At 58.8% G+C, this 26,075-nt stretch carries 23 protein-coding genes and 1 tRNA gene; 16 read left to right on the forward strand and 8 right to left on the reverse strand.

The window, feature by feature from the left end:
• Positions 1–196: 196 nt before the first annotated feature.
• The 4 genes from LGH70_RS05025 to LGH70_RS05040 form a co-directional block, all read right to left on the reverse strand.
• Positions 197–607 (reverse strand): hypothetical protein, encoded by a 411-nt coding sequence (locus tag LGH70_RS05025; protein ID WP_226183299.1) that lies wholly within the window; start codon positions 605–607, stop codon positions 197–199.
• Positions 608–766: 159 nt separating this feature from the next.
• Positions 767–2,287 (reverse strand): exonuclease domain-containing protein, encoded by a 1,521-nt coding sequence (locus tag LGH70_RS05030; RefSeq protein WP_226183301.1) that lies wholly within the window; start codon positions 2,285–2,287, stop codon positions 767–769.
• Positions 2,288–2,509: 222 nt separating this feature from the next.
• Positions 2,510–2,980 carry a ferritin-like domain-containing protein gene (locus LGH70_RS05035; protein ID WP_226183303.1) on the reverse strand — a complete coding sequence of 157 codons (471 nt, stop codon included), beginning with the start codon at positions 2,978–2,980 and terminating at the stop codon, positions 2,510–2,512.
• A 209-nt stretch (positions 2,981–3,189) separates the two neighbouring features.
• A complete protein-coding gene (locus tag LGH70_RS05040) occupies positions 3,190–4,386 on the reverse strand; it encodes an AI-2E family transporter (protein ID WP_226183305.1) in 1,197 nt (398 codons plus the stop codon).
• Positions 4,387–4,582: 196 nt separating this feature from the next.
• Here LGH70_RS05040 and LGH70_RS05045 point away from each other — a divergent pair, with 196 nt between their 5' ends.
• Together LGH70_RS05045 and LGH70_RS05050 are read left to right on the forward strand one after the other, a co-directional pair.
• Positions 4,583–6,508: a DNA topoisomerase IV subunit B gene (locus LGH70_RS05045; protein ID WP_226183307.1), complete on the forward strand. Its 1,926-nt coding sequence runs from the start codon at positions 4,583–4,585 to the stop codon at positions 6,506–6,508.
• 520 nt (positions 6,509–7,028) lie between these two features.
• Complete coding sequence (locus LGH70_RS05050; RefSeq protein ID WP_226183309.1) at positions 7,029–7,217, forward strand: hypothetical protein; 189 nt, start codon at positions 7,029–7,031, stop codon at positions 7,215–7,217.
• Positions 7,218–7,297: 80 nt separating this feature from the next.
• Here LGH70_RS05050 and LGH70_RS05055 read toward each other — a convergent pair whose 3' ends face one another.
• Positions 7,298–8,218, reverse strand: coding sequence for a pirin family protein (locus LGH70_RS05055; RefSeq protein WP_226183311.1), 921 nt, complete (start codon positions 8,216–8,218; stop codon positions 7,298–7,300).
• 190 nt (positions 8,219–8,408) lie between these two features.
• Complete coding sequence (locus LGH70_RS05060; RefSeq protein WP_226183314.1) at positions 8,409–8,606, reverse strand: hypothetical protein; 198 nt, start codon at positions 8,604–8,606, stop codon at positions 8,409–8,411.
• A 798-nt stretch (positions 8,607–9,404) separates the two neighbouring features.
• Here LGH70_RS05060 and LGH70_RS05065 point away from each other — a divergent pair.
• The 8 genes from LGH70_RS05065 to LGH70_RS05100 all read left to right on the forward strand — a co-directional run bounded on the left by LGH70_RS05065 (position 9,405) and on the right by LGH70_RS05100 (position 18,811).
• Positions 9,405–12,146, forward strand: coding sequence for a DNA gyrase/topoisomerase IV subunit A (locus LGH70_RS05065; protein ID WP_348533737.1), 2,742 nt, complete (start codon positions 9,405–9,407; stop codon positions 12,144–12,146).
• A gap of 156 nt (positions 12,147–12,302) precedes the next feature.
• A complete protein-coding gene (locus LGH70_RS05070; RefSeq protein WP_226183316.1) occupies positions 12,303–13,109 on the forward strand; it encodes a tetratricopeptide repeat protein in 807 nt (268 codons plus the stop codon).
• Positions 13,110–13,171: 62 nt separating this feature from the next.
• Positions 13,172–14,296, forward strand: coding sequence for a tetratricopeptide repeat protein (locus LGH70_RS05075; protein WP_226183318.1), 1,125 nt, complete (start codon positions 13,172–13,174; stop codon positions 14,294–14,296).
• Between the two features lie 139 nt (positions 14,297–14,435).
• Positions 14,436–16,376 (forward strand): threonine--tRNA ligase, encoded by a 1,941-nt coding sequence (thrS, locus tag LGH70_RS05080; protein WP_226183320.1) that lies wholly within the window; start codon positions 14,436–14,438, stop codon positions 16,374–16,376.
• Between the two features lie 328 nt (positions 16,377–16,704).
• Positions 16,705–17,343: a translation initiation factor IF-3 gene (gene infC, locus LGH70_RS05085; protein ID WP_226183737.1), complete on the forward strand. Its 639-nt coding sequence runs from the start codon at positions 16,705–16,707 to the stop codon at positions 17,341–17,343.
• Positions 17,344–17,389: 46 nt separating this feature from the next.
• Positions 17,390–17,584: a 50S ribosomal protein L35 gene (rpmI, locus tag LGH70_RS05090; RefSeq protein ID WP_226183322.1), complete on the forward strand. Its 195-nt coding sequence runs from the start codon at positions 17,390–17,392 to the stop codon at positions 17,582–17,584.
• A 90-nt stretch (positions 17,585–17,674) separates the two neighbouring features.
• Entirely contained in the window at positions 17,675–18,019 is a 345-nt protein-coding gene (rplT, locus tag LGH70_RS05095; RefSeq protein WP_135499478.1) for a 50S ribosomal protein L20, read from the forward strand.
• A gap of 237 nt (positions 18,020–18,256) precedes the next feature.
• Positions 18,257–18,811: a hypothetical protein gene (locus LGH70_RS05100; RefSeq protein WP_226183324.1), complete on the forward strand. Its 555-nt coding sequence runs from the start codon at positions 18,257–18,259 to the stop codon at positions 18,809–18,811.
• A 40-nt stretch (positions 18,812–18,851) separates the two neighbouring features.
• On the opposite strand, the gene LGH70_RS05105 is transcribed toward LGH70_RS05100, so the two are convergent.
• A tRNA-Met gene (locus LGH70_RS05105) sits at positions 18,852–18,925 on the reverse strand.
• Between the two features lie 137 nt (positions 18,926–19,062).
• Here LGH70_RS05105 and LGH70_RS05110 point away from each other — a divergent pair.
• Together LGH70_RS05110 and LGH70_RS05115 are read left to right on the forward strand one after the other, a co-directional pair.
• Entirely contained in the window at positions 19,063–19,476 is a 414-nt protein-coding gene (locus LGH70_RS05110; protein WP_226183326.1) for an START-like domain-containing protein, read from the forward strand.
• Positions 19,477–19,586: 110 nt separating this feature from the next.
• Positions 19,587–21,020, forward strand: a complete 1,434-nt coding sequence (locus LGH70_RS05115) for an LptF/LptG family permease (RefSeq protein ID WP_226183328.1) — start codon at positions 19,587–19,589, stop codon at positions 21,018–21,020.
• Here LGH70_RS05115 and LGH70_RS05120 read toward each other — a convergent pair.
• The gene (locus LGH70_RS05120) at positions 21,017–21,160 is read right to left on the reverse strand and encodes a hypothetical protein (protein ID WP_226183330.1); all 144 of its coding nucleotides are present in this window, start codon (positions 21,158–21,160) and stop codon (positions 21,017–21,019) included. The two genes, LGH70_RS05115 and LGH70_RS05120, sit on opposite strands and share 4 nt — an antisense overlap.
• A 34-nt stretch (positions 21,161–21,194) precedes the next feature.
• Between LGH70_RS05120 and rpsO the strand changes: the two genes are divergently transcribed.
• The 4 genes from rpsO (at position 21,195) to trxB (ending at position 26,014) form a co-directional block, all read left to right on the forward strand.
• On the forward strand, positions 21,195–21,470 hold the full coding sequence (rpsO, locus tag LGH70_RS05125; protein ID WP_226183332.1) for a 30S ribosomal protein S15: 276 nt from the start codon (positions 21,195–21,197) through the stop codon (positions 21,468–21,470).
• Positions 21,471–21,664: 194 nt separating this feature from the next.
• Positions 21,665–23,830, forward strand: a complete 2,166-nt coding sequence (pnp, locus tag LGH70_RS05130) for a polyribonucleotide nucleotidyltransferase (protein WP_226183334.1) — start codon at positions 21,665–21,667, stop codon at positions 23,828–23,830.
• Positions 23,831–23,946: 116 nt separating this feature from the next.
• The gene (locus LGH70_RS05135) at positions 23,947–24,810 is read left to right on the forward strand and encodes a sigma-70 family RNA polymerase sigma factor (RefSeq protein WP_073111364.1); all 864 of its coding nucleotides are present in this window, start codon (positions 23,947–23,949) and stop codon (positions 24,808–24,810) included.
• 259 nt (positions 24,811–25,069) lie between these two features.
• Positions 25,070–26,014 (forward strand): thioredoxin-disulfide reductase, encoded by a 945-nt coding sequence (gene trxB, locus LGH70_RS05140; protein WP_226183336.1) that lies wholly within the window; start codon positions 25,070–25,072, stop codon positions 26,012–26,014.
• The last annotated feature ends 61 nt before the right edge of the window (positions 26,015–26,075 follow it).

A 26,075-nucleotide genomic window follows, 5' to 3' on the forward strand; every position in this document is an offset into this window, starting at 1 on the left:
GTGCGGGGTAGGCGGGAAACAGAGCGGGTTCCTATATTACGAGTTATTCGGCCTGAAAGCACCTCTGTTTCCGTTTTATTTTGCGCTGATTATTCTTCCTGACGGTTGCCGGATAAGCTGGCCTGTAGTAAGGTGTTGAAGGATTGCGGAGTAGGCTCGGCGGGCTAGCAGTGCCGCACTGCTTGGTGGCCCGGCGCTAAATGGCGTAGGCGTAGGTGCGCACCCAGTGCCGGGCCTCTTCCACGCTCTTAAAGTAGGCCGTGCTAAGCGGGGCGAGCCCCGTGGCATTGTGCATCACGTGGGTCACGCCCTGGCGGTTGAGCACGTCATCGGACTCGACTACGGCCATGTGCAGAATATCGAGCCTGGAAAAGCGGGGAAACCAGTTGGTGTTAATCCATTCCTGGTCTATGGGCCGGATAACGTGCATGTGCTTGAGGTTGCCAATCCAGGCCCGGACGTGGTACTGCTCGGCCAGTTGCAGGCCCGTATCCATGCCGGTGCGCAGCTGCATGCTGTTAGCAAAGTCGAGCCATTCCAGCTCCAGCGCGTGCGCGTAGCCATCGTGGTGAATACGCAGGAAAGGGGAAGTAAACAATGTTTGCATAGCATCAACAGTTTACGGGAGGGGAGAGAGCGGATAAGCGGGTAATGAATATAGGGAATAATAGATAAACTGCCAGGCTCGACGGGTAAATCTTCAGTCCCTGAAAAGCAGCAGGCCTGCCGCAACTGCGGCAGGCCTGCTGCTGAAAACCGGGCCGGGCTACTTGAATATCTTTACTTTGTCTTTGTGCTTGGTGCGCAGATACTGCCGGATGATCTGCTGCACATCCTTGTTATCGTTATACCGCGTGATGATTTCTTTGAAGTCATTGAGCTTGCGGGCCGTGAAGTCGGTGCCGATGTAGCCGAAGCCCAGGTAGCGGCCGTGCTCTACTACCACCACCGTCTGCTCGTCCTCGCGGCGGCCTTTGCCAATGACCACGAAGGAGCCGTGTTCGTAGGTGAAGCTCTCGATGGCCTCTTCCACGCGCTTGTTGTACTCCTCGGGTGCTTCCAGGCCCAGACAGGCTCCCTGGCAGCGGTGCACCTGGTAGTCGAAGCAGGAGCCCGTGGTTTTGTAGAGGTCGCACAGCTTCTGGCACAGGTTGAACTTGGCCACCTTGTGAAACAGAAATCCCTTGGCCTTGTACTGGTTGCCCAGCGCTATCAGGGGGTGCGACTCGGCGTGGTCATCGGCTTTGCCGTAGTACAGGCGCTTGTAGCCGTTCTCATCGGTGCGCAGAAAGATGCCGGCCGGAAACACCGAGCGGCGCTGGGCTCGGTTATAGAGCGGCTTCATACGCTTTATTTCCGCCGACTCATAGAGCAAAGCCACCAGCTCCGAACCCGTCAGTTCCCAGGTGATATCAGAAATACTGTTCTTGAACTCCAGCGACTTGCGCGACTTGTAGTCGACGGCAAAGTGCTGCTGAATGCGCTTGTAGATGTTGATGCTCTTGCCGACGTAAATAACCTCGCCCTGCTCGTTGTGGAAGTAGTACACACCGGCTTCCTGGGGCAGAGAGGCAACTTTTTCGGGGGTAATATTAGGTGGCAGCAGGGCCGTCCGGATGGCTTCCTGCACGGCCGCAATGCGCTTCGGGCTGGGCTGCTTGGTGGGCTTGGCCGCGGCTGAGGCAGCATCAGGCGTGGCACTTTTCGGCGGGCGGCCCGAGGGTGCCAGCGCGTCTACCGTAGCCAGCGTGTCGGCAGCCGAAATGGCGGGGTTGCGCAGGGCTTCATCCTGCTGGCTGATTTTGAGCAGCCGGTCGAACAGGATAGTCGTGGCCGCCGCGTCGCCGGCCGCGCGGTGCCGGCCTTCAAGCGGAATCCCGATGTTCTGACACAGCTTGCCCAGGCTGTAGCTGGGCTGGCCCGGAATCAGGGAGCGGCTCAGGCGCACCGTACACAGGGTTTTGCGCGAGTAGTTGTAGCCCAGGTCGGCAAACTCCTTCTTCATGAAGGAATAGTCGAAACGCACGTTGTGAGCCACGAAAACGCAGCCTTCCGTCAGCTCCACAATCTTGCGGGCTACCTCGTGAAACTTGGGCGCGTCGCGCACCATATCGTCGGTGATGCCGGTGAGCTGGGTAATGAAAAAGGGAATAGGCCGGCCCGGATTCAGGAGCGTACTGTACTGATCAACGACCTTTTCGCCGTCGTGAATAAATATGGCTACCTCCGTGATGCGGTCCTGGGTAGGCTGCCCCCCGGTGGTTTCAAGGTCAATGATGGCGTACAAAAGCGGCGCGGATTCAGGTAAACGATGGTGCTAATAAGATTGGTAACAAAGATAGCACCTGTGAAGGTTGCAAGCCGGGAAGATTGTGCGGAGTCGTCCGGCCAAGCGAGGCTACGGCGGCAAGCTACCCTATTCCGGCAAATACCGGCGCAGGGTCTGGCCCCACAAAAAAAGCCCACCGTTACGGGTGGGCTTTTTCAAAGAATCAAAGGCTAGAGAAGCCTAGCGGGTGCCTTTCTGCTGGGTTACCCAGTTTTTGGCGGTCAGAATCTCGCTGTGCTGCTGCTCGATAATGGTGCGGGCCTGGGCCGGAATTTCCTGCGACTTCAGCGCCGTTTCGTACGCGGCCAGGGCCGTAGCGTCACCGGTTTCGCACTCGCCCAGAATGGCCGAGTCGTCCTGGCCCGTAATGGCCGATTTGATGTTGATCCAGCCGCGGTGTACGGCGGCGGCGGCATCCGCTACCACGCCTTCCACGGTATTACCGTCCTGGGCATTGATACCGAGCTGCTGGGCCTGCTGCGAGAGCTGCGACACGAACTGGGAGCGTTGCTGGCTCAGCTGGCTCAGCTTCGACTTCAGATCGGGGCTGCTCACGCCTTCGGCGGCTTCCTGGTAGCCTTTGGCGGCCGTTTTATTGATTTCGACGAGGTCGTTGTATGCGCGGGCGGTTTCTCCGGTGATAATTGCCATAAGACAAGAAAAGTTTAGGTGGAACGAAGAGTACAGAACAGTTAACGGGGTGCCGTCGACTGGGCTTTTATACCCCCAACGCAACAGTAGGGTTACTCCCGGGCGCTTATAAAATTTAGTTTATAGCGGTAACAGGCAATTGGTTGGCCAAAAAAAGCCCTCGCCAGCAGCTGCTGACGGGGGCGGAGTATTCGTCGGGAACGGGGGCCTTAGCTGGCCTGCTTGGCCTTGCGGCCCAGCAGGCGCTGCCACAGGCTCAGCTCCTTGTCCTTGTTTTCGTTGCCGGGCTTGGTCGAGTCCTCGCCCTCGGCCGTGTCGCCGAGCAGGAAGCCCCAGGGCTCGGTGGTTTTGCTCGCATCCAGCACTACCTTGATGACGGCCATAATCGGAATGCTCAGAATCATACCGGGCGTACCCCACAGCTCGTTGCCCAGAATCAGGGCCAGGATGGCGGCCAGCGGGTTGATGCTGACCTGGGAGCCGGTAATCATGGGGGTAATGAAGTTGCCCTCCAGAAACTGCACGAACACGAACACGCCGATAACGCCCAGCGCCTGCAGCGGGGAGCCGGTTTCGACCAGTGTAATCAGGGCCGGCAGGGTAGCCCCGATCAGAATGCCGATGTAGGGAATAACGGCCAGCACCGAGGCGAAAATGGCGAAGAAGATGGCAAACTTAACGCCCAGGGCCACCAGCCCGATGCCGTTGAGAATGGCCACGATGACGATAACCTTGAACAGGCCCGAAATGTAGGCCTGCACCACGGTCTGAATGCTGTCGACGGTGTGCAGCACGGCCGTACGCTTGTCGGGAGCCACGAAACGGAACATGAACTGCCGCAGATGGTCGCGGTAGAGCAGCAAGCAGAAAATATAGATCAGCACCTGGGCCAGGTTGCTGAAGGCGTTGGTGGTCATGTTTAGGGTGGTGCCCAGGTAGGTGCCGCCCGATTTTTTCAGGGCCTTCACCGTCGATTCTTTCACTTCCTCGATGCTCATGGGCTTGTAGCCGAAGCGCTGGTGGGCCCACTCCTGGGCCTGGTTGAAGAACTCCATGGTCTTGACCTGCAGCTTGGGCAGCTCGTCCTTGAACTGGGTGAGCTGGGAGCCGAAGGCCAGCACGATGCCCGCGAAAATGACGATGAGCAGCAGCAAACACAGGATAATGGCCCAGATGCGGCCGATGCCGTGCCGCTCCAGCCACCGGCAGATGGGCAGCAGCAGCAGCGTAAACACGGCCGCGAAAGCCAGGGGCAGCAGCACGTCGTCCAGCACCTTGAGGGAATACACCAGCAGCACGCCGGCCAGTAGTATGTAGGTGAACTGCACAATAGGGCGCTGCTTTACCTCCGGCTGGGGCTTGTGGCCCGAGGGAGGCAAGTTATGTTGAGTAACGGGAGGAAGCATATTGCTAATTAGGTTGGAGAGTGTGGGAGAAGGGGAAGCCTGCTGAAAATGGTAAAAAGCAGCTTTTGGGGTGAACCTTGCGGGCGGGTCTTAGGTTGTGAAGAATGGTTTTGCTAACTTTAGTAGCGAAAACAAGGCGCGGAAAACCTCAATTTTCTGCGTTATTTTACCTCAAATTTGATTTGCGTAAAGTACAATGGCTGACGAAGAACTACCCATCGCTGCGATTCCCGACCACGGCTACACCGAGGACAGCATCCGTTCCCTGGACTGGCGCGAGCATATCCGGCTGCGCCCTGGCATGTATATCGGTAAGCTCGGCGACGGTTCCGCCTACGATGACGGCATTTACGTGTTGGTCAAGGAAGTTATTGATAACTCCATTGATGAGCACGTTATGGGCCACGGCCGCACCATCGACATCAAGATTTCCGACAGCCGGGTGCAGGTGCGCGACTACGGGCGCGGCATTCCGCTGGGCAAGGTGGTGGATGTGGTCAGTAAAATCAATACGGGCGGCAAGTACGACTCCAAGGTTTTCCAGAAGTCTGTGGGCTTAAACGGGGTCGGTACCAAAGCGGTTAACGCCCTCAGCAATTACTTTCTGGTGCAGAGCGTGCGCGAAGGCCAGATGAAGTCGGCCGAGTTTGAGCGTGGCAACCTCAAGCAGGACCCCAAGCCGGTGAAAACCAGCCAGCGCAACGGTACGCTGATGGTGTTTCAGCCCGACGACACGATTTTCAAGAACTACCGCTTCATCCCGGAATACCTCGAAAATCAGATCTGGAACTACGTCTACCTCAACGCGGGGCTGACCATCAACTTCAACGGCCAGAAGTACTACTCCGAAAACGGCCTGCTCGACCTGCTGGCCCGCAAAGCCGACGCCGACAGCATCCGTTACCCTATCATCCACCTCAAGGCCCCCGACATCGAGCTGGCCCTGACCCACGGCAACGACTACGGCGAAGAGTACTACTCCTTCGTGAACGGGCAGTACACCACCCAGGGCGGTACCCACCTGGCGGCCTTCCGCGAGGCCGTGGTCAAAACCGTGCGCGAGCATTACGGCAAGGAATACGACGCCACCGATATCCGGGCCAGCATTATTGCCGCCATTTCGGTGCGGGTGCAGGAGCCCGTGTTCGAGTCGCAGACCAAAACCAAGCTCGGTTCCATTAATATGGGCGAGGATGGGCCCACCGTGCGCGGCTTTATCCTGGACTTCATCAAGGAGCACCTGGATAACTACCTGCACCGGCACCCCGATGTAAAGGAGGCCCTCAAAAAGCGCATCGAGCAGAGCGAGCGGGAGCGTAAGGACATGGCGGGCGTGAAAAAACTGGCCAACCAGCGCGCCAAGAAAGCCAACCTGCACAACCGCAAGCTGCGCGACTGCCGCTTCCACTTCGGCGAAGGCAAGCAGGACGCCGAAGCCCAGACCACGCTCTTCATCACCGAGGGCGACTCGGCCTCGGGCTCCATCACCAAGAGCCGCAACGTGGAGACGGAGGCCGTCTTCTCGCTGCGCGGCAAGCCCCTGAACTGCTTTGGGCTCAAGAAGAAAATCGTATACGAGAACGAGGAGCTGAACCTGCTCCAGCACGCCCTCAACATCGAGGAAGGCATCGAGGGACTGCGCTACAACCGCGTGGTCATCGCCACCGACGCCGACGTGGACGGCATGCACATTCGCCTGCTGCTGCTCACCTTCTTCCTGCAGTTCTTCCCCGATTTAGTCCGCAACGGCCACGTGTTTATCCTGGAAACGCCCCTGTTCCGGGTGCGCAACAAGAAGACCACTATCTACTGCTACAGCGAGCAGGAAAAGCAGGAGGCCATGCGCAAGCTGGGCCGCAACCCCGAAATCACCCGTTTCAAGGGCCTGGGCGAAATCAGCCCCGACGAGTTCGGTAAGTTTATCGGCGACAACATCAAGCTGGAGCCCGTCATCCTGCAGTCCGACCGCTCGATTCAGCAGGTGCTGACCTATTACATGGGCAAAAACACCCCGGCCCGCCAGGAATTCATCATCGACAACCTGCGCCTGGAAAAAGACCTGGTGACCTCCGATGTGCTGCCCGTTGAGGAAGTAGCCGAGGAAGACATGGCCTTCGCCTAAAGGCTGTAAAGGCGCGTATTCGCGCCCCGGCATCGGTCTGATACCGACCCAAAGCCCCACCCGAATGCATCGGGTGGGGCTTTTTATTGCGGGTGCACCGGCTTTAGTGAGGCTTCAATTATAGCGGGCCACATGCGACTGGTCAACGCCGGAACAGTTGGCCGCCAGTCGGGGTAGGCTTGAATGGGAATTAGAAAGGAGCCGGCTTTAAGCGTACCAGCACCCGGTGGAGGGAGCCTTCGTTTCGGGCCATTTGCGCAGGCGCGGGTCGGTCAGGAGTGGTTTCTTCGTGCGAAGGGCGGCGGGAGTGAGAGTGGCAGGGATGTTTCCGGGAGTACTAGTCTTGAGGACAAGGAAATACGCAGCGGCAGAGTGCGACCAAAACCTGGGAGTTGGAGTGAGCTGCGGCTTGATTTATTTCGGTAAGTCACATCACTATGTGATACCGTCGTATGTGGTTTGCGACTTTATTTGTAGCAGCCCGTATGAGGGTTCTGTCCGCTCCTTATTCTCCGCACCTATGGCCTCATCACTACCTTCTTTCTCGTCGGGTTCCGCGCCCTCAGCCCCGAATGGTTCTTCGCCCTGGCGGCAGCGCGCCATGGGCTGGCTGCTGCTACTGGCGCTCCTGGGTCTGCTGCTGGCAAGTCGCCAGGCCCGGACCCCCGGTCCTCACCCAGGTATTTTGTCGTTGTTCAGCTCCCGCTAAATCCCGGGGGTATACAACCCGAAACGGCCACTCCCGACACGTCGGGAGTGGCCGTTTCGGGTTTTGCCGCCCGCTATCCGTTACGACAGCGGCTCGGGCGCCGCGGAGGCCGACGACGCGGGCCGCGACTTATCCTGGGGCAGGGGAATAAACTCGTGGTTGTCGGTGGGGGGTAGGGCAATGCGGCCGGCGGCCCAGTCGGCCTTGGCCTGCTCGATGCGCTCCTTGCGCGACGACACGAAGTTCCACCAGATAAAGCGGGGCCCCAGTTGCTCGCCGCCTAACAGCATAAGCGTGGTGGCTTCGCGGGCAATGAGTACGGGGTCCTGGCCGGGGGTAAACACCAGCAGCTGCCCCGCCGAGTAAAAGTGGCCCGCAACCTCTACCTGGCCCTTGGCTACGTAGGCCCCACGCTCCTGGTGGCCCTGGGGCAGCCCAAACCGCGTGCCGGGCTGCAGCACCACATGCAAGTAGAACAGGGGCGAGTGGGTCTGCACGTCGTTGCGCAGGCCGTAGGCACTGCCCGCAATCAGGCGCATCCACACGCCGGGCTCGGTGAAGATAGGCAGCTCATGGGGCTGGTAGTTGGTGAAGCTCGGGGCCGCTTCCTCGGCGGCCTCGGGCAGGGCCACCCAGGTCTGAATCATTTCCAGCTGCCCGCCGGCCAGGGTGGCCGGGTCCTCAAACCGCTCGGAGTGGGCAATGCCGCTGCCGGCTGTCATCCAGTTCACCTCGCCCGGCCGGATAATCTGCTCCACGCCTAGACTGTCGCGGTGCGTGACCTGGCCGCCGAACAGGTAGCTCACCGTGCTCAGCCCGATGTGGGGGTGGGGCAGCACGTCGAGACTTTGCAGCTGGGTGGCCGGCACGCTCACCGGCCCGGCGTGGTCCATGAAGATGAAGGGCCCCACCATGCGCCGCTCCCGAAAGGGCAAAATCCGTTTCACATCGAAGCCGGCACTGATGGAAGCCTGGCGGGCATTAATAACTAAGTCGAGCATAGTGCAAAGCGGTTAAGAAGTCAAGAGGGGTAAAGGCGGGGCCGGGCGCCCCGGCCGGTGGGGCGTGGCCTTACTATCGTTCGGGCCTGAGGCGGCTAAAGGACGAAAAACCAACTCCCAAATGCAAAACGCCGCCCCCGGCAAGCGGCAGCAGCGTCGAAATAGCAATAGAAGTAATGCCGGGAATTGCTTAGAGAGCGACTTTGCAGGCCTGCACGGCAAGTATAGAGGCGTTAACTTCCGCCAGCTCGGCCTGCACCTGGGGCGCGGTGGTAGCCAGGTTGCCGCTCTCAAACGCCCGGTTCTGCCGGCGGTTGATGAGGGCGGCCTTCTGGAAAGTAGAGAAAAGCGTAACGAGAATCTCTTTACGGCTTTTTCTGTTTTTCAAAACCTGTACCAGTGATGCTGGCGGGTGTGGCCCTGGGAGCTAGTCCGTGCTGGTTTGAATGAAAGAGGTGGCTCTACCAGAATGGCACGCTGGACTGCATCCTGCAATTCCATCTGGTCTAATTAAAACTTCTTCTATGATCGGGAAGGATAGTACGGAGCCTAGTGCCGGCTGCTGGTAAGCAGATTTGCTCATATACGGGTTCTTGGATGCTAAAAAGGTTGGCGCGAAAAGATCGGCTGAATCAGGCTATGGGTCTCGTAAGCTCGGTACGGACCCGTCATAAACTTTTGTTTGGGCTTGCGCATGGCTAATAAAATTAGGAACTTTATGTGCCTGCTCGGCATTAGAAATATTGCGTTCTGCGCCGCTAACGGTACTTTTGATATTCCGGGAGTTCCGGACCAGCGGCTCAGGGTGCTTCCGGTTTTCTTTGTAGCTTTTACCCTGCGCCCATGTCCTAACTCCTACACATTTTTTGCCCGGACTTTGTTGAGGTCTGGTTTTGTAAGTGAAAAGCCTTCCGGCTGCAAGGCCCGAAGAGAGGTACAAGAACATTAACCGTGGCAAGCGCCACACCCCACTGTGTCAGAAGAGAAGAACCCCCAAGACCCCAGCAACGAAGAGCAGCCCAACCTGTTTGGCGCCGGCGACTCCTTTGAGTTTGGGTCTGACACGCCGGCCGATGGTGCCGCGCCCACGGGCGAGGATGCGCCGGAATTCGTCGTCAGTGAAACCGGCGAGCTGCTGCTGGCCGAGTCGTCGGAAGATGTGCAGGCAGTGACGGAGTCCGTGCCCGTGACTGAGGAAACCGAGGAAGAGCCCAAGTTTGCCCCCGGCGAAACCATTCACGACGTGGCCACCGTGGCCGGCATGTACCAGAACTGGTTTCTGGACTACGCTTCCTACGTGATTCTGGAGCGCGCCGTACCCGCCATTGAGGACGGCCTCAAGCCCGTGCAGCGCCGCATTCTGCACGCCATGAAGGAAATGGACGACGGCCGCTTCAACAAGGTCGCCAACGTCATCGGCCAGACCATGCAGTACCATCCCCACGGCGACGCCAGCATCGGCGACGCCATGGTGAATCTGGGCCAGAAGGATCTGCTGATCGAAACCCAGGGCAACTGGGGCGACATCCGTACCGGCGACGGCGCGGCCGCCCCGCGTTACATCGAAGCCCGCCTCTCGAAGTTTGCCCTCGACGTCGTCTTCAACCCCGACATTACCGAGTGGCAGATGAGCTACGACGGCCGCAAGCGCGAGCCCACCACGCTGCCCGTGAAATTCCCCTTGCTGCTCGCTCAGGGCGTGGAAGGCATTGCCGTGGGCCTCAGCACCAAGATTATGCCCCACAACTTCCGCGAGTTGTGCAAGGCCTCCATCGACGTGTTGCGGGGCAAGGACATCCAGCTGTTTCCGGACTTCAGCACCGGCGGCCTCTGCGACGTAACCAACTACAACGGCGGCTTGCGCGGGGCCAAAATCCGCCTGCGCGCCACCATCGAGAAGGTCGATAAGACCATGCTCGTCATCCGCGATATTCCCTACGGTACCACCACCACGGCGCTGATGGAAAGCATCGTGAAGGCCTCGGAAGCCAACAAAATCAAGATTAAGAAGGTGGTCGACAATACGGCCGCCGAGGTGGAAATCCAGGTGCACCTGCCCACCGGCGTGAGTCCCGACCTGACGATGGACGCGCTCTACGCCTTCACCGACTGCGAAATCAGCATCTCGCCCAACACCTGCGTCATTATCGAGGATAAGCCGCGCTTCGTGGGTGTGGAGGACATGCTGAAGCTGAGCACCCAAAAAACGGTGCGCCTGCTGGAGCGGGAGCTGGAAATCCGACAGGATGAGCTGGAAGAAAAGTGGCACTCGGCTTCGCTGGAGAAGATCTTCATCGAAAACCGCATCTACCGCAAAATCGAGGAGTGCGAAACCTGGCAGGACATTCTCGACACCATTGAGAAGGGCCTGAGCAAGTTTGTGCGCATCGAGGGCCAGAAAGCCAAGGCCGACGACCAGCGCATCGTGCTGCGTCGCGCCATCACCGAGGACGACCTGACGCGCCTGACCGAAATCCGTATCAAGCGCATCTCCAAGTTCGACGGCTTCAAGGCCGACGAGTACATCCAGAAGCTGGAAACCGAGCTGGCCGAAGTGGCCGACAACCTGGCCCACCTCACGCGCTACGCCATTGCCTACTTCGAGGGCCTGCTCAAGAAGTACGGCGCGGGCCGGGAGCGGAAAACCCAGCTGCGCACCTTCGATGTGGTAACGGCCCAGAAAGTAGCCGTGGCCAACCAGAAGCTCTACGTGAACTACGCCGACGGCTTTGTGGGCTACGGCCTGAAAAAGGACGAAAGTGCCGTGACGGTCTGCGACTGCTCCGACCTGGACGACATCATCGCCATCCGCCGCGACGGTACCTTCGTGGTGACCCGCATTGCCGAGAAAACCTTCGTGGGCAAGGACATCCTGCACGTGGGCGTCTACAATAAGAATGACGACCGGCTGGTGTACAACATGATTTACCTGGACGGCGCTTCGGGCATCAGCTTTGCCAAGCGCTTCCTGGTTACCGGCATCACCCGCGACAAAGTCTACGACCTGACCAAGGGCACCAAGGGCACCAAAACCCTGTACTTAACGGCTAACCCCAACTCGGAGTCGGAAATCGTGAGCGTGCAGCTCTCCGACAAGGCTCCGGCCCGCGTCAAGCAGTTCGACTTCGACTTTGCCGAACTGGCCATTAAGGGCAAGGGCTCGATGGGCAACATCGTGACCAAGCAGCCCATCAAGAAAATCACCCAGAAAAGCCTGGGCGACTCTACGCTGGGCGGCCGGGAGGTGTTCTTCGACGCGGTGGTGGGCCGCCTGAACACGGCCGGCCACGGCCGCTACCTGGGCACCTTCGACACCGACAACACGGTGCTGGTGGTCTACAAGGATGGCAGCTACGAGCTGAAGTCGCCCGACCCGGCCTACCACTTCGACGTGCCCAACATCGTGCTGCTGCGCAAGCTGGAGCCCGACACCGTGCTCAGCGCCGTATATGCCGAAGGCGAAACCAAGGTGCACTACGTCAAGCGCTTCAAGATTGAAACCAGCACCCTGGAGAAGCGCTTCGTCTTCATCTCCGAAACCAAAGGCTCGAAGCTGCTCTGCGCCACCTGCTTTGCCGAGCCCCAGGTGGAAGTGAAGCTGCAGCGCGACAAGAAGTCGGACAAGGAAACCGAGAAAATCACCCTGCACGAGTTCATCGACGTGAAGGGGTGGAAGGCCATGGGCAACAAGCTCAACTACTTCAAGATTCACGCCGTGGCCCTGCTCACCGACGAAGGCCCCGAGCCGGAGCGTCGGCAGGTAGCCAAAAAGAAAGGCCCGGCCACCATTCCGCGCCCGGCCTCGGCTGGCCCCGAGGAAACCGGTCCGCTGCCCGAAATGTCGGGCCCGGTGGATGTAACCAATGAAGACGTGGAGCGGGCCCAGGCCATTCTGCGACGCCCCAAAGCCCAGCTCGGGTTGTTCTAGAGAAAAAGTGCCCCGGCTGCGAAGCTGGGGTACTTTTTTTGTGTTCTGGTTAAACAAGGCCAAATTCGGCCGCTCAAGTACGGGCGGCCTTTGTTCGTTTCTCTCTTCTGAATGCCTGCTTACCCGGTTCGTTGCGCTAAAAAATGGCTGCTACTCTTGCTGTTAACAGTAGGAGTAGAGCTGGCGGCGGGCGGCCCGGCGTTCAGTCAGCCCGCCGTGCCCGACATCAGCAAGCTGCTGGCTGACGCCCGGAGCCTGCAGCAGCAGTACAAGGAATCGGAGGCGCTGGCCAAGTACGAGCAGGTGCTCAAGCAGGCGCCGGGCCACTACGAGGCGCTCTGGCAGGCCTCGGTGCTGAGCGTGCATATCGGCTCGCGCTACACCGATGAAACCCGGAAAGCGGCCTATTTCGCCGCCGCCCGCCTGTATTCCACCCGGGCCCTGGTGGTGAAGTCGGAAGGGGCGGAGTCGAATTATGCCGAGGCCCTGGCGCTGGTCAACCAGGCCACGCTGCTCAGCTCCCGCGGGCGGCTGGTGGCCTACAAGGAAATGAAGCCCTTCGTGTTCAAAGCCGTGGATAAAGCGCCTAAGTGGGCCGATGCCTGGCAGCTGCTGGGCCGCTGGCACTACCGCGTCGACCACTACAACCTGCTGGAGCGGTTCTACAGCCAGGTGTTTCTGGGCGGTATGCCCGGCAGCGCCAGCACCCCCAAGGCCATCGAGGCCCTGAGCAAGGCCCACGAGCTGGAGCCCAAAAAGATTCAGTTTTGCTACGACCTGGCCCGGGTCTACCTCAACCACGGCCAGCGCACCCGGGCCAGCAGCGTGCTGCAGGAAGCTGCCCAGCTGACGCCCGTGACCAGCGAGGAGCTGGAAATGAGCCGCCGCTGCCGCGTAATGCTGATTCAGCTCAATAAGAAAATGCTCAAGCAGCTCCACCACAAGGTCAAAAAGACGCTTTAGCACCGGCGTTGACCGGCCGCCGAGTATCTTTGCGCCGGTTGCCTTCTTTTCTTTCGTCTGCCGTGCGCTTTTTCCGTCTTCTTCTGGGCTTTGCCACCAGCGCCACGCTGCTCAGCGCCTGCGAGAGTGCTCCGGCCAGCCGTTCCGAGAAGATGGTCAACCTGGCCTCGGTGCAGAGCGGCCCCCAGATTCAGGCCCAGGAACTCGACGGTGCCATTGCCCGCCAGCCCCGCAAAGCCTCGCTCTACGCCCGGCGCGCCGCCTTTCGCCTGGATGCGGGGCAGGTGCCGGCCGCGCTGGCCGACATCGACAAAGCCATTGACCTGGACGATGCGCCCGGCGAGTTCTACTTTACCAGAGCCCGCGCCCTGCGCGCCCAAAACCGCCTGCAAGCCACCCTGGAAGCAGCTAAGGAGGCTTCCCGTCGCGGCTTCTCCTCGCCCGAACTCAACCTGCTGGTGGGCGAAACCCAGCTGGCGGCCCGCCACTACCAGGACGCCATCGACCAGCTTGACCGCACCCTGCAGCAGGAGCCCGACCATGCCGCGGCCCTATTTTATAAAGGTGTGGCCTATATTGCCCTTACCGATACCATTCAGGCGCTGCAATACCTGCGGGCCAGCATTTCCCGCGACCCGCGCCAGCCCGAGACGCTGCACCAGCTGGCCTTTCTGTCGAATGCCTACGGCCTACCCGCCGAAGCGGTAGTGTATACCCGCCGGGGGCTGAAGCTGGCACCCTCCTACGGGCTGCTGTGGTATGACCACGGCCGGCAGTTTGAGCTCCAAAGCCAGCCCGACAGCGCCCTGCGCTGCTATTCGCGCGCCCTTACGCTCGATACCACGCTCTACCGCGCCGATTACCGCCTGGGCCTGGCTGCTTTCAAGCAGCGCCGGTATGCCGCGGCCATTCCGCATTTGCAGCGGGCCGTACGCCGCGCGCCGCGCCTGCCCAACGCCCGCCAGATGCTGGCCGAGAGCTTCGAAAATCAGGGCCGCACTGCCGATGCCCTAGCCCAGTACCGGCTGCTCGTGGCCGAAAACCCCGGCAACCGCCACTGGACCTATAAGGTCTGGAAGGCCGGGGAAAAAGCCCGCCAGCTGCGCGCCGACACGCTCTACCGCCGCCGGCCGGTTGCCCCGATTGCGCCCATGCCCCAGCGCTTCACCCCAACGCTGACCAACTAAAACAGCGCCGCCAGCCGGGCCGGGTCCGCCAGGGCTACCGCTCCGTATGCAGCCAATTCTATGCTTGCGCGCAAAAAACCGCCTCAAGCTGCTAACTTGCGGACTAACGCTGTTTGTATAGCTACTTTATTTCCCCCTCATGATTGACATCACGCTTCCCGACGGATCTGTCCGCCAGTTTGAGGCCGGCGCTACCGGCTACGACGTGGCCGCCAGCATCAGCGAAGGTCTGGCCCGCAACTCCTTGGCCGTCCGCGTAAACGGGGAGGTTCGCGACCTGAACCGCCCGATTGACCACAGTGCCAAGCTCGAAATCCTGACCTGGAACGACACCGACGGCAAGGCTACCTTCTGGCATTCCTCGGCCCACCTGCTGGCCGAAGCCCTCGAGGCGCTGTATCCCGGCGTGAAGCTCGGCATCGGCCCCAGTATCGAAAACGGGTTCTACTACGACATCGACCTGGGCGAAGGCCGCACGATTTCGACGGAAAACTTCCCCGAAATCGAGAAGAAGATGCTGGAGCTGGCCAAGAACAAGAGCCGCTACGAGCGTCGGGAGGTAAGCAAGGCCGACGCCATTGCCTACTTCACCGAGAAGAACGACCCCTACAAGCTCGACTTGCTGGAGCGCCTCGACGATGGCAGCATCACCTTCTACCAGCAGGGCGACTTCACCGACCTCTGCCGCGGCCCCCACATTCCCGACACCTCACCCATTAAGGCCGTGAAGCTGCTCAACGTGGCCGGCGCCTACTGGCGTGGCGACGAGAAGAACAAGCAGCTCACGCGCATTTACGGCATTACCTTCCCTAAGGCCAAGGAGCTCACCGAGTACCTCGAGAAGCTGGAGGAAGCCAAGCGCCGCGACCACCGCAAGCTGGGCAAGGAGTTGGAGCTGTTTGCCTTCTCCGAGAAGGTAGGCGCGGGTTTGCCGCTGTGGCTGCCCAAGGGCACCGCCCTGCGCGAGCGGCTCGAGCAGTTCATGCGCAAGGCCCAGATCAAGTCGGGCTACCTGCCCGTGGTGACGCCCCACATCGGCTCCAAGGAGCTGTACGTAACTAGCGGCCACTACGAGAAGTACGGCGCCGACTCGTTCCAGCCCATCAAGACGCCCAACCCGGGGGAGGAGTTCTTCCTCAAGCCCATGAACTGCCCGCATCACTGCGAGATTTACAAGACCAAGCCCCGCTCGTACCGCGACCTACCGATTCGCCTGGCCGAGTTTGGTACGGTGTACCGCTACGAGCAAAGTGGGGAGCTACACGGCCTCACGCGGGTCCGTGGCTTCACCCAGGACGATGCCCACATCTTCTGCCGCCCGGATCAAGTAAAGGAAGAGTTTATCAAGGTTATCGACCTGGTACTCTACGTGTTCCGGTCTTTGGGCTTTGAGGACTACACGGCCCAGATTTCCCTGCGCGACCCGGAAAACAAGGCCAAGTACATCGGCTCCGATGAAAACTGGCACCTGGCCGAAAGCGCCATCCAGGAAGCTGCCGCCGAGAAAGGCCTGCCCACGGTAACCGAGCTGGGTGAAGCCGCCTTCTATGGCCCCAAGCTCGACTTCATGGTGCGCGACGCGCTGGGCCGCAAGTGGCAGCTCGGCACCATTCAGGTGGACTACAACCTGCCCGAGCGGTTCGAGCTGGAGTACGTGGCCCCCGACAACTCCCGCCAGCGCCCCGTGATGCTGCACCGTGCTCCGTTCGGCTCCCTGGAGCGTTTCGTGGCTGTGCTTATCGAGCACTGCGCCGGCAACTTCCCGCTGTGGCTCTCGCCCGAGCAGTTTGCCGTGCTACCCATTTCGGAAAAGTACCAGGACTACGCCCAGCAGGTGTACGACAAGCTGGTGCAGGCCGAATTGCGCGGCTCCCTGGATAGCCGTGACGAGAAGATCGGCCGCAAAATCCGGGACGCCGAGATGTCCAAGGTCCCTTACATGCTGATTGTAGGGGAGAAGGAGCAGGAAAACGGCATCGTGTCGGTGCGCAAGCACGGGGAAGGCGACATTGGCAGCGTGCCGCTGGAAGCCTTCATCCGCAGCTTTCAGGAGCAAGTCGCCGAAATGACGGCCGTATAACGGCCTGCCGGTTATTGCCAAACGGTGCAGAAGCAAACCGTTAGCGAGTACCGCTTGTGCTTCAGTACCATAAAGCCCTTGCCCGTTGCGACGGACAAGGGCTTTATGCTTTAGACGGCTCGGCGCCATTCACGGGATGGATAGCCGCGCTGCGGCTTCGATGCCACTGGAAATATGAACCCACAGGGCAATTTTATATAGCCTTTTTTGAGGGTTTGGAAAAAAAGGCGGATATTCGCCCGCTGATTGAACCCACCAAGCGCAGGCATTGTATGGTTCAACCAGCTCAAAAGTTAATCAGCTCACCTTTCAGAAGGAGGACCAACTCATAGCAACCCCCAACCGCCGCTACATTCCCCGCGCTCAGGTAGAGGAGCCGTTCAAAATCAATCAGAAGATTACGGCCCGGGAAGTACGCCTGGTCGGCGAAAACGTCGAACAAGGCATTTATTCAATAGAGCAGGCCCGTCGGATGGCCCAGGAGCAGAACCTCGACCTCGTCGAGATTTCGCCCACGGCTACTCCTCCGGTGTGTCGCGTTATCGACTACTCGAAATTCAAGTACGAGCAGAAGAAGCGCACCCGCGAAATGAAGGCCAAGGCTACGAAAGTAGTTTTGAAGGAAATTCGCTTCGGACCCAACACCGACGACCACGACTTCGCCTTTAAGCTCAAGCACGCCCAGGAATTCCTGAAGGAAGGCGCCAAAATCAAGGCGTACGTTCACTTCGTGGGTCGTTCCATCGTGTTTAAGGAGCGGGGTGAAATCCTGCTGCTCAAGTTTGCTCAAGCTCTGGAAGAGCTGGCCAAAGTAGAGCAGCTGCCCAAGCTCGAAGGCAAGCGCATGTTCCTGTACCTGGCTCCTAAAGTAGCGCCGTCGGTGGTTAAGCCGAAGCCCGCTGCCCCGGCCGCGAAAGAAGGGGCTCCGGCTCCCAAAGAAGCGCAGCCTAAGGAAGCGCAGGAGTAGGCTTGCACCTCAATCCGCTTTTTCTTTTTTCTCAATTCATACCACAATGCCGAAAGTAAAGACGAAATCCGGTGCTAAGAAGCGTTTCACGCTCACCGGCTCGGGCAAGGTGAAGCGGAAGCACGCCTTCAAAAGCCACATCCTCACGAAGAAGACGACCAAGCAGAAGCGTAATCTGACGCACGTAACCTTGGTTAGCTCCGCGGACATGAACCGCGTGAAGGACATGCTGAACATCTAAGTTCAGCGAGTAGCTTAAGTAAATTTCAACCCGGCGTCCGGTCTCGAAGACTTTAATGAATAGTCACCGGCCGCCAAAAAAGAGTAGGTTATGCCAAGAAGTGTAAACCACGTGGCCTCGCGCCACCGCCGTAAGAAAGTAATGCGTCTGGCGAAAGGCTATTTCGGCCGTCGCAAGAACGTATGGACCGTAGCCAAGAACGCCGTTGAGAAAGGTCTTCTCTACGCGTACCGCGACCGGAAAACCAAGAAGCGCGAGTTCCGCGCCCTCTGGATTCAGCGTATCAACGCTGGTGCCCGCGAGCATGGTCTGTCGTATTCGCAATTGATGGGCGGCCTGAAAAAGGCTGGCATCGAGCTGAACCGCAAGGTTCTGGCCGATCTGGCCCTCAACCACCCCGCTGCTTTCAAAGGCATTGTGGAGAAAATTAAGTAGGTAGCCGCTGCTGGTTTTCCAGCAACGCTACTAACAAAAAAGGCCCTTAACAGCACTGGTTAAGGGTCTTTTTTGTTAGAATTTGGGGTGCAGATTACCTAGCTCATCAACTTTTGGCGGCTTCTTTATCTGAGTGGCCTGTCATATTATTCCGGCGCTTATAACTGCGGCAGATACAGCCTATTAGAGCATGTACTTTGTGGTGCCGGCCTTGTTTCGCCGGCTTCTTTCCTTGCTATGCATAGTTCTGCTGAACAGACAATTTCCTTTAATCCTGCCATGCGTGAGGCGCTCCGGCAGAACCGTAAAACCGTCACCCGCCGGCGTTTCTCCTCGGTACTGCCCCTGAATGATACCCCGGACGACTACTGCTTTCTGCGCATGGAGCAGGGGCACGCAGTATTTGCATCGGGGCCGCTGAGCGCCAGCCCGGAGCTTCGGATTGATTGCCCCTTTGGCTCACCCGGCACCCGGCTACTCGTGGCCGAGGAGCCAAATATTATTCTGGAAGTGACGCATATTCGGGCCGAGCGGACACAGGCTATTACCGAAGCCGAAGCTCAGGCTGAAGGTATAACGGTATGTGAAAGCAGCGGCGCTGAAGGAAGCGCGTCTACGCGTGGGTACTGTGCCGAACCTCACGACCCGCACTGCTCGCCCCAGCGGTCAGCCATAGCAGCCTTCCGCATTCTGCTGACCAGCATTTATCCAACTGCCTGGGCGCGAAACGAGTGGGTGTGGGTGGTTCAGTTTCGACGGTGCCAATTGGGAGGTGCCATCAGACCGGAATAAAAAACAAAAGGCCTTCCTGCAGTAGGAAGGCCTTTTTGTGTAGCGGGGACGAGAGTTGAACTCGTGACCTCAGGGTTATGAATCCTGTGCTCTAACCAACTGAGCTACCCCGCCCTGTTTTGGTGGTGCAAAGGTAATGACAAGATTTCGACTGTCGCAAGCCTTGTGTAAAAAAAAAGCCGTGTATATTGGCTGAACCCATGGCATGCGTTGCCGTGGGCTCTCCCTATTTTCCTTGTTCTGTTCTGCTTATGCCTCTTTCTGCTACCCGTTCTAAACACCGGTTTACGGTCGAACTTCCCGTAAACGCTTCTCCCAAAATTTTGTACCCCTACCTGGCGTCGGCTTCCGGCCTGTCGCAGTGGTTCTGCCAGGATGTGCGCATTGACGAAGACCACCGCTACAATTTTATCTGGGACAACCAGCCCCACTACGCCGAGATGACCTCGCACCGCACCAACCGCTCGGTACGCTACGTGTTTCTGGACCAGAACAAGCGCCACACGCCCGACGCCAACTACCTGGATTTTAGCCTGGAGGAGTCGCAGCTAACCCAGGAAGTGTACCTGCGGGTGATGGACTACTCGGAGGAAACCGACGACATTGAGCTGCAGGAGATGTGGGAAAGCCTCATTCTGAAGCTGCGTGAGCTGGTAGGCGGCTGAAACATTGAAAATAAACCTGGGGGAGTGAGAGCAAAACGAGCCGTATCTTCGTTTGTCTTTTGCTCCCCCGCAGCCGCCACACCCGGTAGCTGGGCAGGGGAGTGCCTGCCATGAAAAAACTCGATAAGCTGATTCTGCGCGCCTTCGCCGGGCCTTTCCTGCTCACCTTCGCCGTGGTGCAGTTCATTCTGCTCATGGTCACCCTGCTTAAGTACATGGATGACCTGATCGGCAAGGATCTGGGCTGGCAGGTGATTAGCAAGCTGCTTCTGATGTTCAGCGTGATTACCATTCCTACGGCGCTGCCGCTGGCCGTGCTGCTCTCGTCCCTGATGACTTATGGCACCTTGGGGGAGCACCACGAGCTGACGGCCATCAAGAGCTCCGGCATTTCGCTGCTCCGCATCCTGCGCCCGGTCCTGATTGTGAGCGTGCTGCTGACGGGCCTGGCCTTCTGGTTTAACAACCGTATTGTGCCCAGCGCCAACCTGGAAACTTTCAGCCTGCTCTGGGACGTGCGCCAGCAGAAGCTGGCCCTGGATATCCGGGAGGGGGTGTTCTACAACGGCCTGCCCGGCTACACGATTAAAGTAAACAAGAAGGAAGGCGAAAACGGCGACCTGCTCAAGGGCGTCATGATCTACGACCATACCAACGGGCGCGGCAACTCCACCGTGATTCTGGCCGACTCGGGCCGCATGTTTACCCGCTTCGGCGGTAGCTACCTGGGCCTGGAGCTCTACCACGGCCGCACCTACGTCGAGCAGCCCGACTCGCGCGACCGGTCCGGGGCCAGCTTCATCCGCCAGGGGTTCGACCGCAACCTGATTACTTTCTCGCTGGCGTCTTTCGACCTGGGGCGGACCAAAAAGGAGCTGTTTGCCGAGAACAAGATGATGAAGAACATCCCGGAGCTCGAGCATTTCACCGACTCGCTGCACAACAAGCTGGTGACCGAGCGGCGCACGTTTCCGCGCCAGCTCAATCCCTACTACACCTACATCCGACTCGATACCACCGGCCGAGCCCTCAACCGGCGGGTGGAAGGCTGGCAGGTGCCCCCCACGAAATTGCCCGTGCTCAACACAACCTTGGTCGACCAGGCCGAAAACCGGGTGCGTAACCTGCGCACCTACGTAGGCCAAAGCACTGAGCATATGAGTAACCTGGCCAAAGAAGCCGGCAACTTCCGCATCGAAATCTACAAGAAGTACACTCAGTCGGTGGCGGTGCTGCTCATGTTCCTGATTGGTGCGCCGTTAGGAACCATCATCAAAAAAGGCGGTTTGGGCGTGCCAGTGCTTATTTCCATCGTCTTCTTTATCGTGTACTACGTGCTGTCCATCATCGGCGAGAAGTATGGCCGGGAGGGGGTGATGCCCGTGGGAGCCGGGGTGTGGATGGCCACGCTGCTGCTGTTGCCCGTGGGCTTGTTTTTCCTCAACCAGGCCCGCCGCGACTCCGGCCTGCTGGAAACCGACATCTGGGGTCGGCTGTTCCGCAAAATCAAGCTGCCCTTCCGCGGCTACAAGCGGGCCGCTTAGCTTGGCTGGCGGCGGGCCTTGCGCGCTGCGTTTTGAGTCTTGGTTGCCAGCAGGAAGCGGAAAACAAAAAACGAAGTACCATAAACCGGGAAAAATCGTACCTTTGCAGCCACCCCGAGGTGCGGGGTGACTTTTTTCATTTTTAAATCCAAGACGGGGAAAACCTATCTGCCGATGAAACTCACTACCGCATTAAAGCAGGAAATTTTCGCGAAGAATAGCCTGACCAAAACCGCAACCGATACTGGTTCGGCTGAATCGCAAATTGCTCTGTTTTCGCACCGCATCAACCACCTGACCGAGCACTTGAAGGTGAACAAGAAAGACTTCTCGACCCGTCTGGGCCTGTTGAAGCTCGTTGGTAAGCGTCGCCGTCTGCTGGACTACCTGCAGCACCGCGAAATCAACCGCTACCGCGCGATTATCAAAGAGCTGGGTATCCGCAAGTAACCTCGCCCTATTGGAGCAGGGAGCCTTTTGACGAAGGTTCCCTGCTCTTTTTTTGGCCTAGCTGGTAACGAATCGGTGCCAGCGGGTTGTTGCCCCTACGATTCCTGCTTACCCAGAGCAAAAGGAGGTCCGATGCCGGACTTCGTTTTTCCAGGCTGCTCGCCCGCTGTCGCTTTTTCAAGCAAACTGAGAAGATGCCCAATTACACCGCTATTACCAAAAGCATTACCCTGCCCGATGGTCGGCAGATTTCCATCGAAACCGGCAAGCTGGCCAAATTCGCGGATGGCGCCGTCGTTGTGCGCCTCGGCGACGCCATGCTGCTGGCTACCGTCGTGTCGCAGCCCAGCGCCCGGGGCGACGTGGATTTTCTGCCCCTGTCAGTAGATTACCAAGAGAAGTTCGGCGGTGCCGGCAACATTCCCGGCTCGTTTCAGCGTCGTGAAGGCCGCCTCTCGGACTACGAAATCCTGGTGTGCCGCATCGTAGACCGCATCCTGCGCCCGATGTTCCCCAAGGACTATCACTACGAGGTGCAGGTAATGATTACTCTGATTTCGGCCGATAAGACCGTGCAACCCGATGCTTTGGCCGCTTTGGCTGCCTCGGCTGCTCTGTCGATTTCGGATATTCCCTTCGCCGGCCCCATCTCGGAGGTTCGCGTGGCCCGCATCGACGGCAAGCTGCAGATCAACCCGCTGACGGCCGACATTGCCCGCGCCGACATCGACCTGATTGTAGGCGCCACCGCTGATTCGGTTGCCATGGTGGAAGGTGAGATGAACGAAGTGAGCGAGGAAGAAATGGTGGAAGCCATTGCCTTTGCCCACGAAGCCATCAAGGAGCAGGTGCGCGTGCAATTGGAGCTGGCCGCTGCAGTGGAGAAATCTCACACCAAGCGCGAGTACCCCAAGTACGAAGAAAACGACGATCTGAAAAAGCGCATCCACGAGGGTGTGTACGAGCATGCCTACAAGGTGGCCCAGTCGGGCAATACCAGCAAAGCCGGCCGTAAGGAAGGTTTTGGTGCCATCAAGAAGTCGCTGACTGAGAAACTGCTGGAAGAGCAGCCCGAACTGGACATGAAAATGTTCGGTCGCTACTATTCTTCGGCTGAGAAGAAAGCTATCCGCGACATGATGATCAAAGAGCGCACCCGCCTCGATGGTCGTCAGCTTACCGAAATCCGCCCCATTTGGAGCGAGGTGAATTACCTGCCTGGTGCCCATGGTTCGGCTTTGTTCACCCGCGGCGAAACCCAGTCCTTGACCACGGTGGCCCTGGGCACCAAGCTCGATGAGCAGATCATCGACACGGCCATGACTTCGGGCTACAGCAAATTCATGCTGCACTACAACTTCCCGGCCTTCTCGACCGGTGAGGTGAAGCCCAACCGCGGCCCCGGCCGCCGCGAAATCGGCCACGGCAACCTGGCGCTGCGCTCGTTGAAGAAGGTAATGCCTTCGGACGACGAGAACCCCTACACCGTGCGGATCGTGTCGGACATCCTGGAGTCGAACGGCTCGTCGTCGATGGCGACGGTTTGCGCCGGCTCGATGGCGTTGATGGACGCTGGTATTCCCGTGCGCGCGGCCGTTTCGGGCATTGCCATGGGCCTCGTGCAGGACAAGGAAACCGGCGAATACGCCGTGCTGTCCGACATCCTGGGCGATGAGGACCACCTCGGCGACATGGACTTCAAAGTGACCGGCACCGAGAAAGGTATCGTCGCTTGCCAGATGGACATCAAAATCCAGGGCTTGAGCGCCGAAATTATGACGGCCGCGCTGCACCAGGCCCGTGAGGGTCGTCTGCACATTCTGCGCGAAATGGCCAAGACCATCAGCCAGCCCGCTGCCGAGCTGAAGCCGCATACGCCCCGCTCGCACAAGATGCTGATTGACAAAGAATACATCGGCGCCGTAATCGGACCCGGTGGCAAAGTCATTCAGCAGATCCAGAAGGATACCAACGCCACGGTTATTATCGAGGAGAAGGACGAGAAAGGCCACGTGAGCATCTACGCTTCCAACCAGGAAGACATGGAGGCCGCCATCGGCCGCATCCGGGCCATTGCCGCCACGCCCGAAGTAGGCGAGACCTACAAAGGCAAAGTGCGCAGCATTCAGCCCTACGGTGCCTTCGTGGAAATTATGCCGGGCAAAGACGGTCTGTTGCACATTTCTGAGGTGTCGCACGACCGCCTGGCCACGCTGGAAGGCGTACTGGAAGTAGGTCAGGAAATCGACGTGAAGCTGCTCGACATCGACAAGAAAACGGGTAAATACCGCTTGTCGCGCAAGGTATTGCTGCCCAAGCCCGAGCGAGCCGCCAGCAGTAACGGCGAAGCGCAGGCCTAAGCAATTTCCTGCAGTAGAACTTTCGCGGGTATCGGTATGTTGGTCACAATTAGCCGATACCCGTAAAAGGGACACGATTTTAACATTTTCAGAAATACTCTACTTCCGCGCCCGCAATGAGACAGCTAAAGATCAGCAAGCAAATCACCAACCGCGAAAGCCAGTCGCTGGATAAATACCTCCAGGAAATTGGCAAGGTGGATTTGCTAACCCCCGACGAGGAGGTAACGCTGGCGCAACGCATTCGAGAAGGCGACCAGCAAGCGCTGGAAAAGCTGACCAAAGCCAACCTTCGCTTCGTGGTGTCGGTGGCCAAACAATACCAGAACCAGGGCTTGTCGCTGGGGGACTTGATCAACGAGGGCAACCTGGGTTTGATCAAAGCGGCCAAGCGTTTCGACGAAACCCGGGGCTTTAAGTTCATTTCTTACGCCGTATGGTGGATTCGCCAGTCGATTCTGCAGGCTTTGGCTGAGCAGTCCCGTATTGTGCGCCTGCCCCTGAACCGCGTCGGTTCGCTGAATAAGATTTCCAAGTCGTTTTCCGAGCTAGAGCAGAAATTCGAGCGGGAGCCCTCGCCCGAAGAAATTGCCGAAGTACTGGAGCTCACGACTTCCGAAGTAGTGGATACGCTCAAGATTTCGGGCCGCCACGTGTCGGTAGATGCTCCCTTCGTACAAGGCGAGGAGAACCGTCTGCTGGACGTGCTGGAAAACGAAGACGAGGAGAGCCCCGATACCGGCCTGATGAACGACTCGCTCCGCAAGGAAGTGCAGCGCGCCCTGAGCACGCTCACCAAGCGCGAAGCCGACGTGATTACGCTGTATTTCGGCCTCAACGGCGAGCATTCCCTCACGCTGGAAGAAATCGGCGAGAAATTCAACCTGACCCGCGAGCGGGTTCGCCAGATCAAAGAAAAAGCCATTCGCCGCCTGCGCCACACCTCGCGCAGCAAGGCTCTGAAACCATACCTGGGATAAGTTTTTTACTTATCCACCGAGAAAAACCCCAGCAGAACGTTGGGGTTTTTCTTTGTAGTTCAGTGAGCTGAATTCGAAAAATCCAAAGTAGTCCGGGAAACGGCCATGCGTGGTATGCCGCTGGGGCAGGTGCCCTGACGTTTAGGCATATTCTCATCTATGGCTCAGTTTCGGCTAGGCACTAACGAATGTTAGCGGCCAGCGGGCGAAAAGCTGCGGGAAGCTTACTTTTGCAGTTCAAATTGCCATACCTACCCTCATGGAGAATACCACGGAACACGTGAAGTGTCTGATTATCGGTTCGGGGCCCGCGGGCTATACGGCCGCTATATATGCCGCCCGGGCCAACATTGCGCCGGTGATGTACCAGGGTTTGCAGCCCGGTGGTCAGCTGACCATTACCAACGACGTAGAAAACTTCCCCGGCTACCCCGACGGCGTGATGGGCCCGGAAATGATGGAAGATCTGAAAAAGCAGGCCGCCCGCTTCGGCACCGACATCCGTTACGGCCTGGCTACGGCCGTGGACTTTTCGGGCCATCCGCACCGCGTGACTATCGACGAAAACAAGCAGATTACCGCTGATGCCGTCATTATTGCCACGGGCGCATCGGCCAAGTGGCTGGGCCTGGAGTCGGAGGCGCGGCTGAACGGCTCGGGCGTGTCGGCCTGCGCCGTGTGCGACGGGTTCTTCTACCGCGGCAAGGACGTGGCCATTGTGGGCGCCGGTGATACGGCGGCTGAGGAGGCTACCTACCTGGCCAATCTGTGCAACAAGGTGTATATGCTGGTGCGCAAAGGCGAGATGCGCGCCTCGAAAATCATGCAGAAGCGCGTACTGGATAATCCTAAGATTGAGGTGCTCTTCGATACGGCCACCGACGAGATTCTGGGGCAGTTTGCCGTGGAGGGCGTGCGGGTGAAAAACCTGCTCACGCACGAAACGCGCGAGTTGACCGTTGAAGGCTTTTTCGTGGCCATTGGTCACGAGCCCAACTCCAAGATATTCCAGCCCTTCCTGCACCACGACGAGCAGGGCTACCTGAAAACGATTCCCGGCTCGGCCAAAACCAACGTGGATGGCGTCTTTGCCTGCGGCGACGTGCAGGACTTCACCTACCGCCAGGCCGTGACGGCCGCCGGTTCGGGCTGCATGGCCGCCCTGGACGCCGAGCGGTACCTGGCCGCGCTGGGAGTACATTAGTGGTGAGATGGGGAGGTGGTGAGATGAGGAGTTGTCGTTCCATTGGCGCAGTTTACGCCGC

It is taken from the genome of Hymenobacter nitidus, assembly GCF_020447315.1.
In the GTDB taxonomy this organism is placed as follows: domain Bacteria; phylum Bacteroidota; class Bacteroidia; order Cytophagales; family Hymenobacteraceae; genus Hymenobacter; species Hymenobacter nitidus.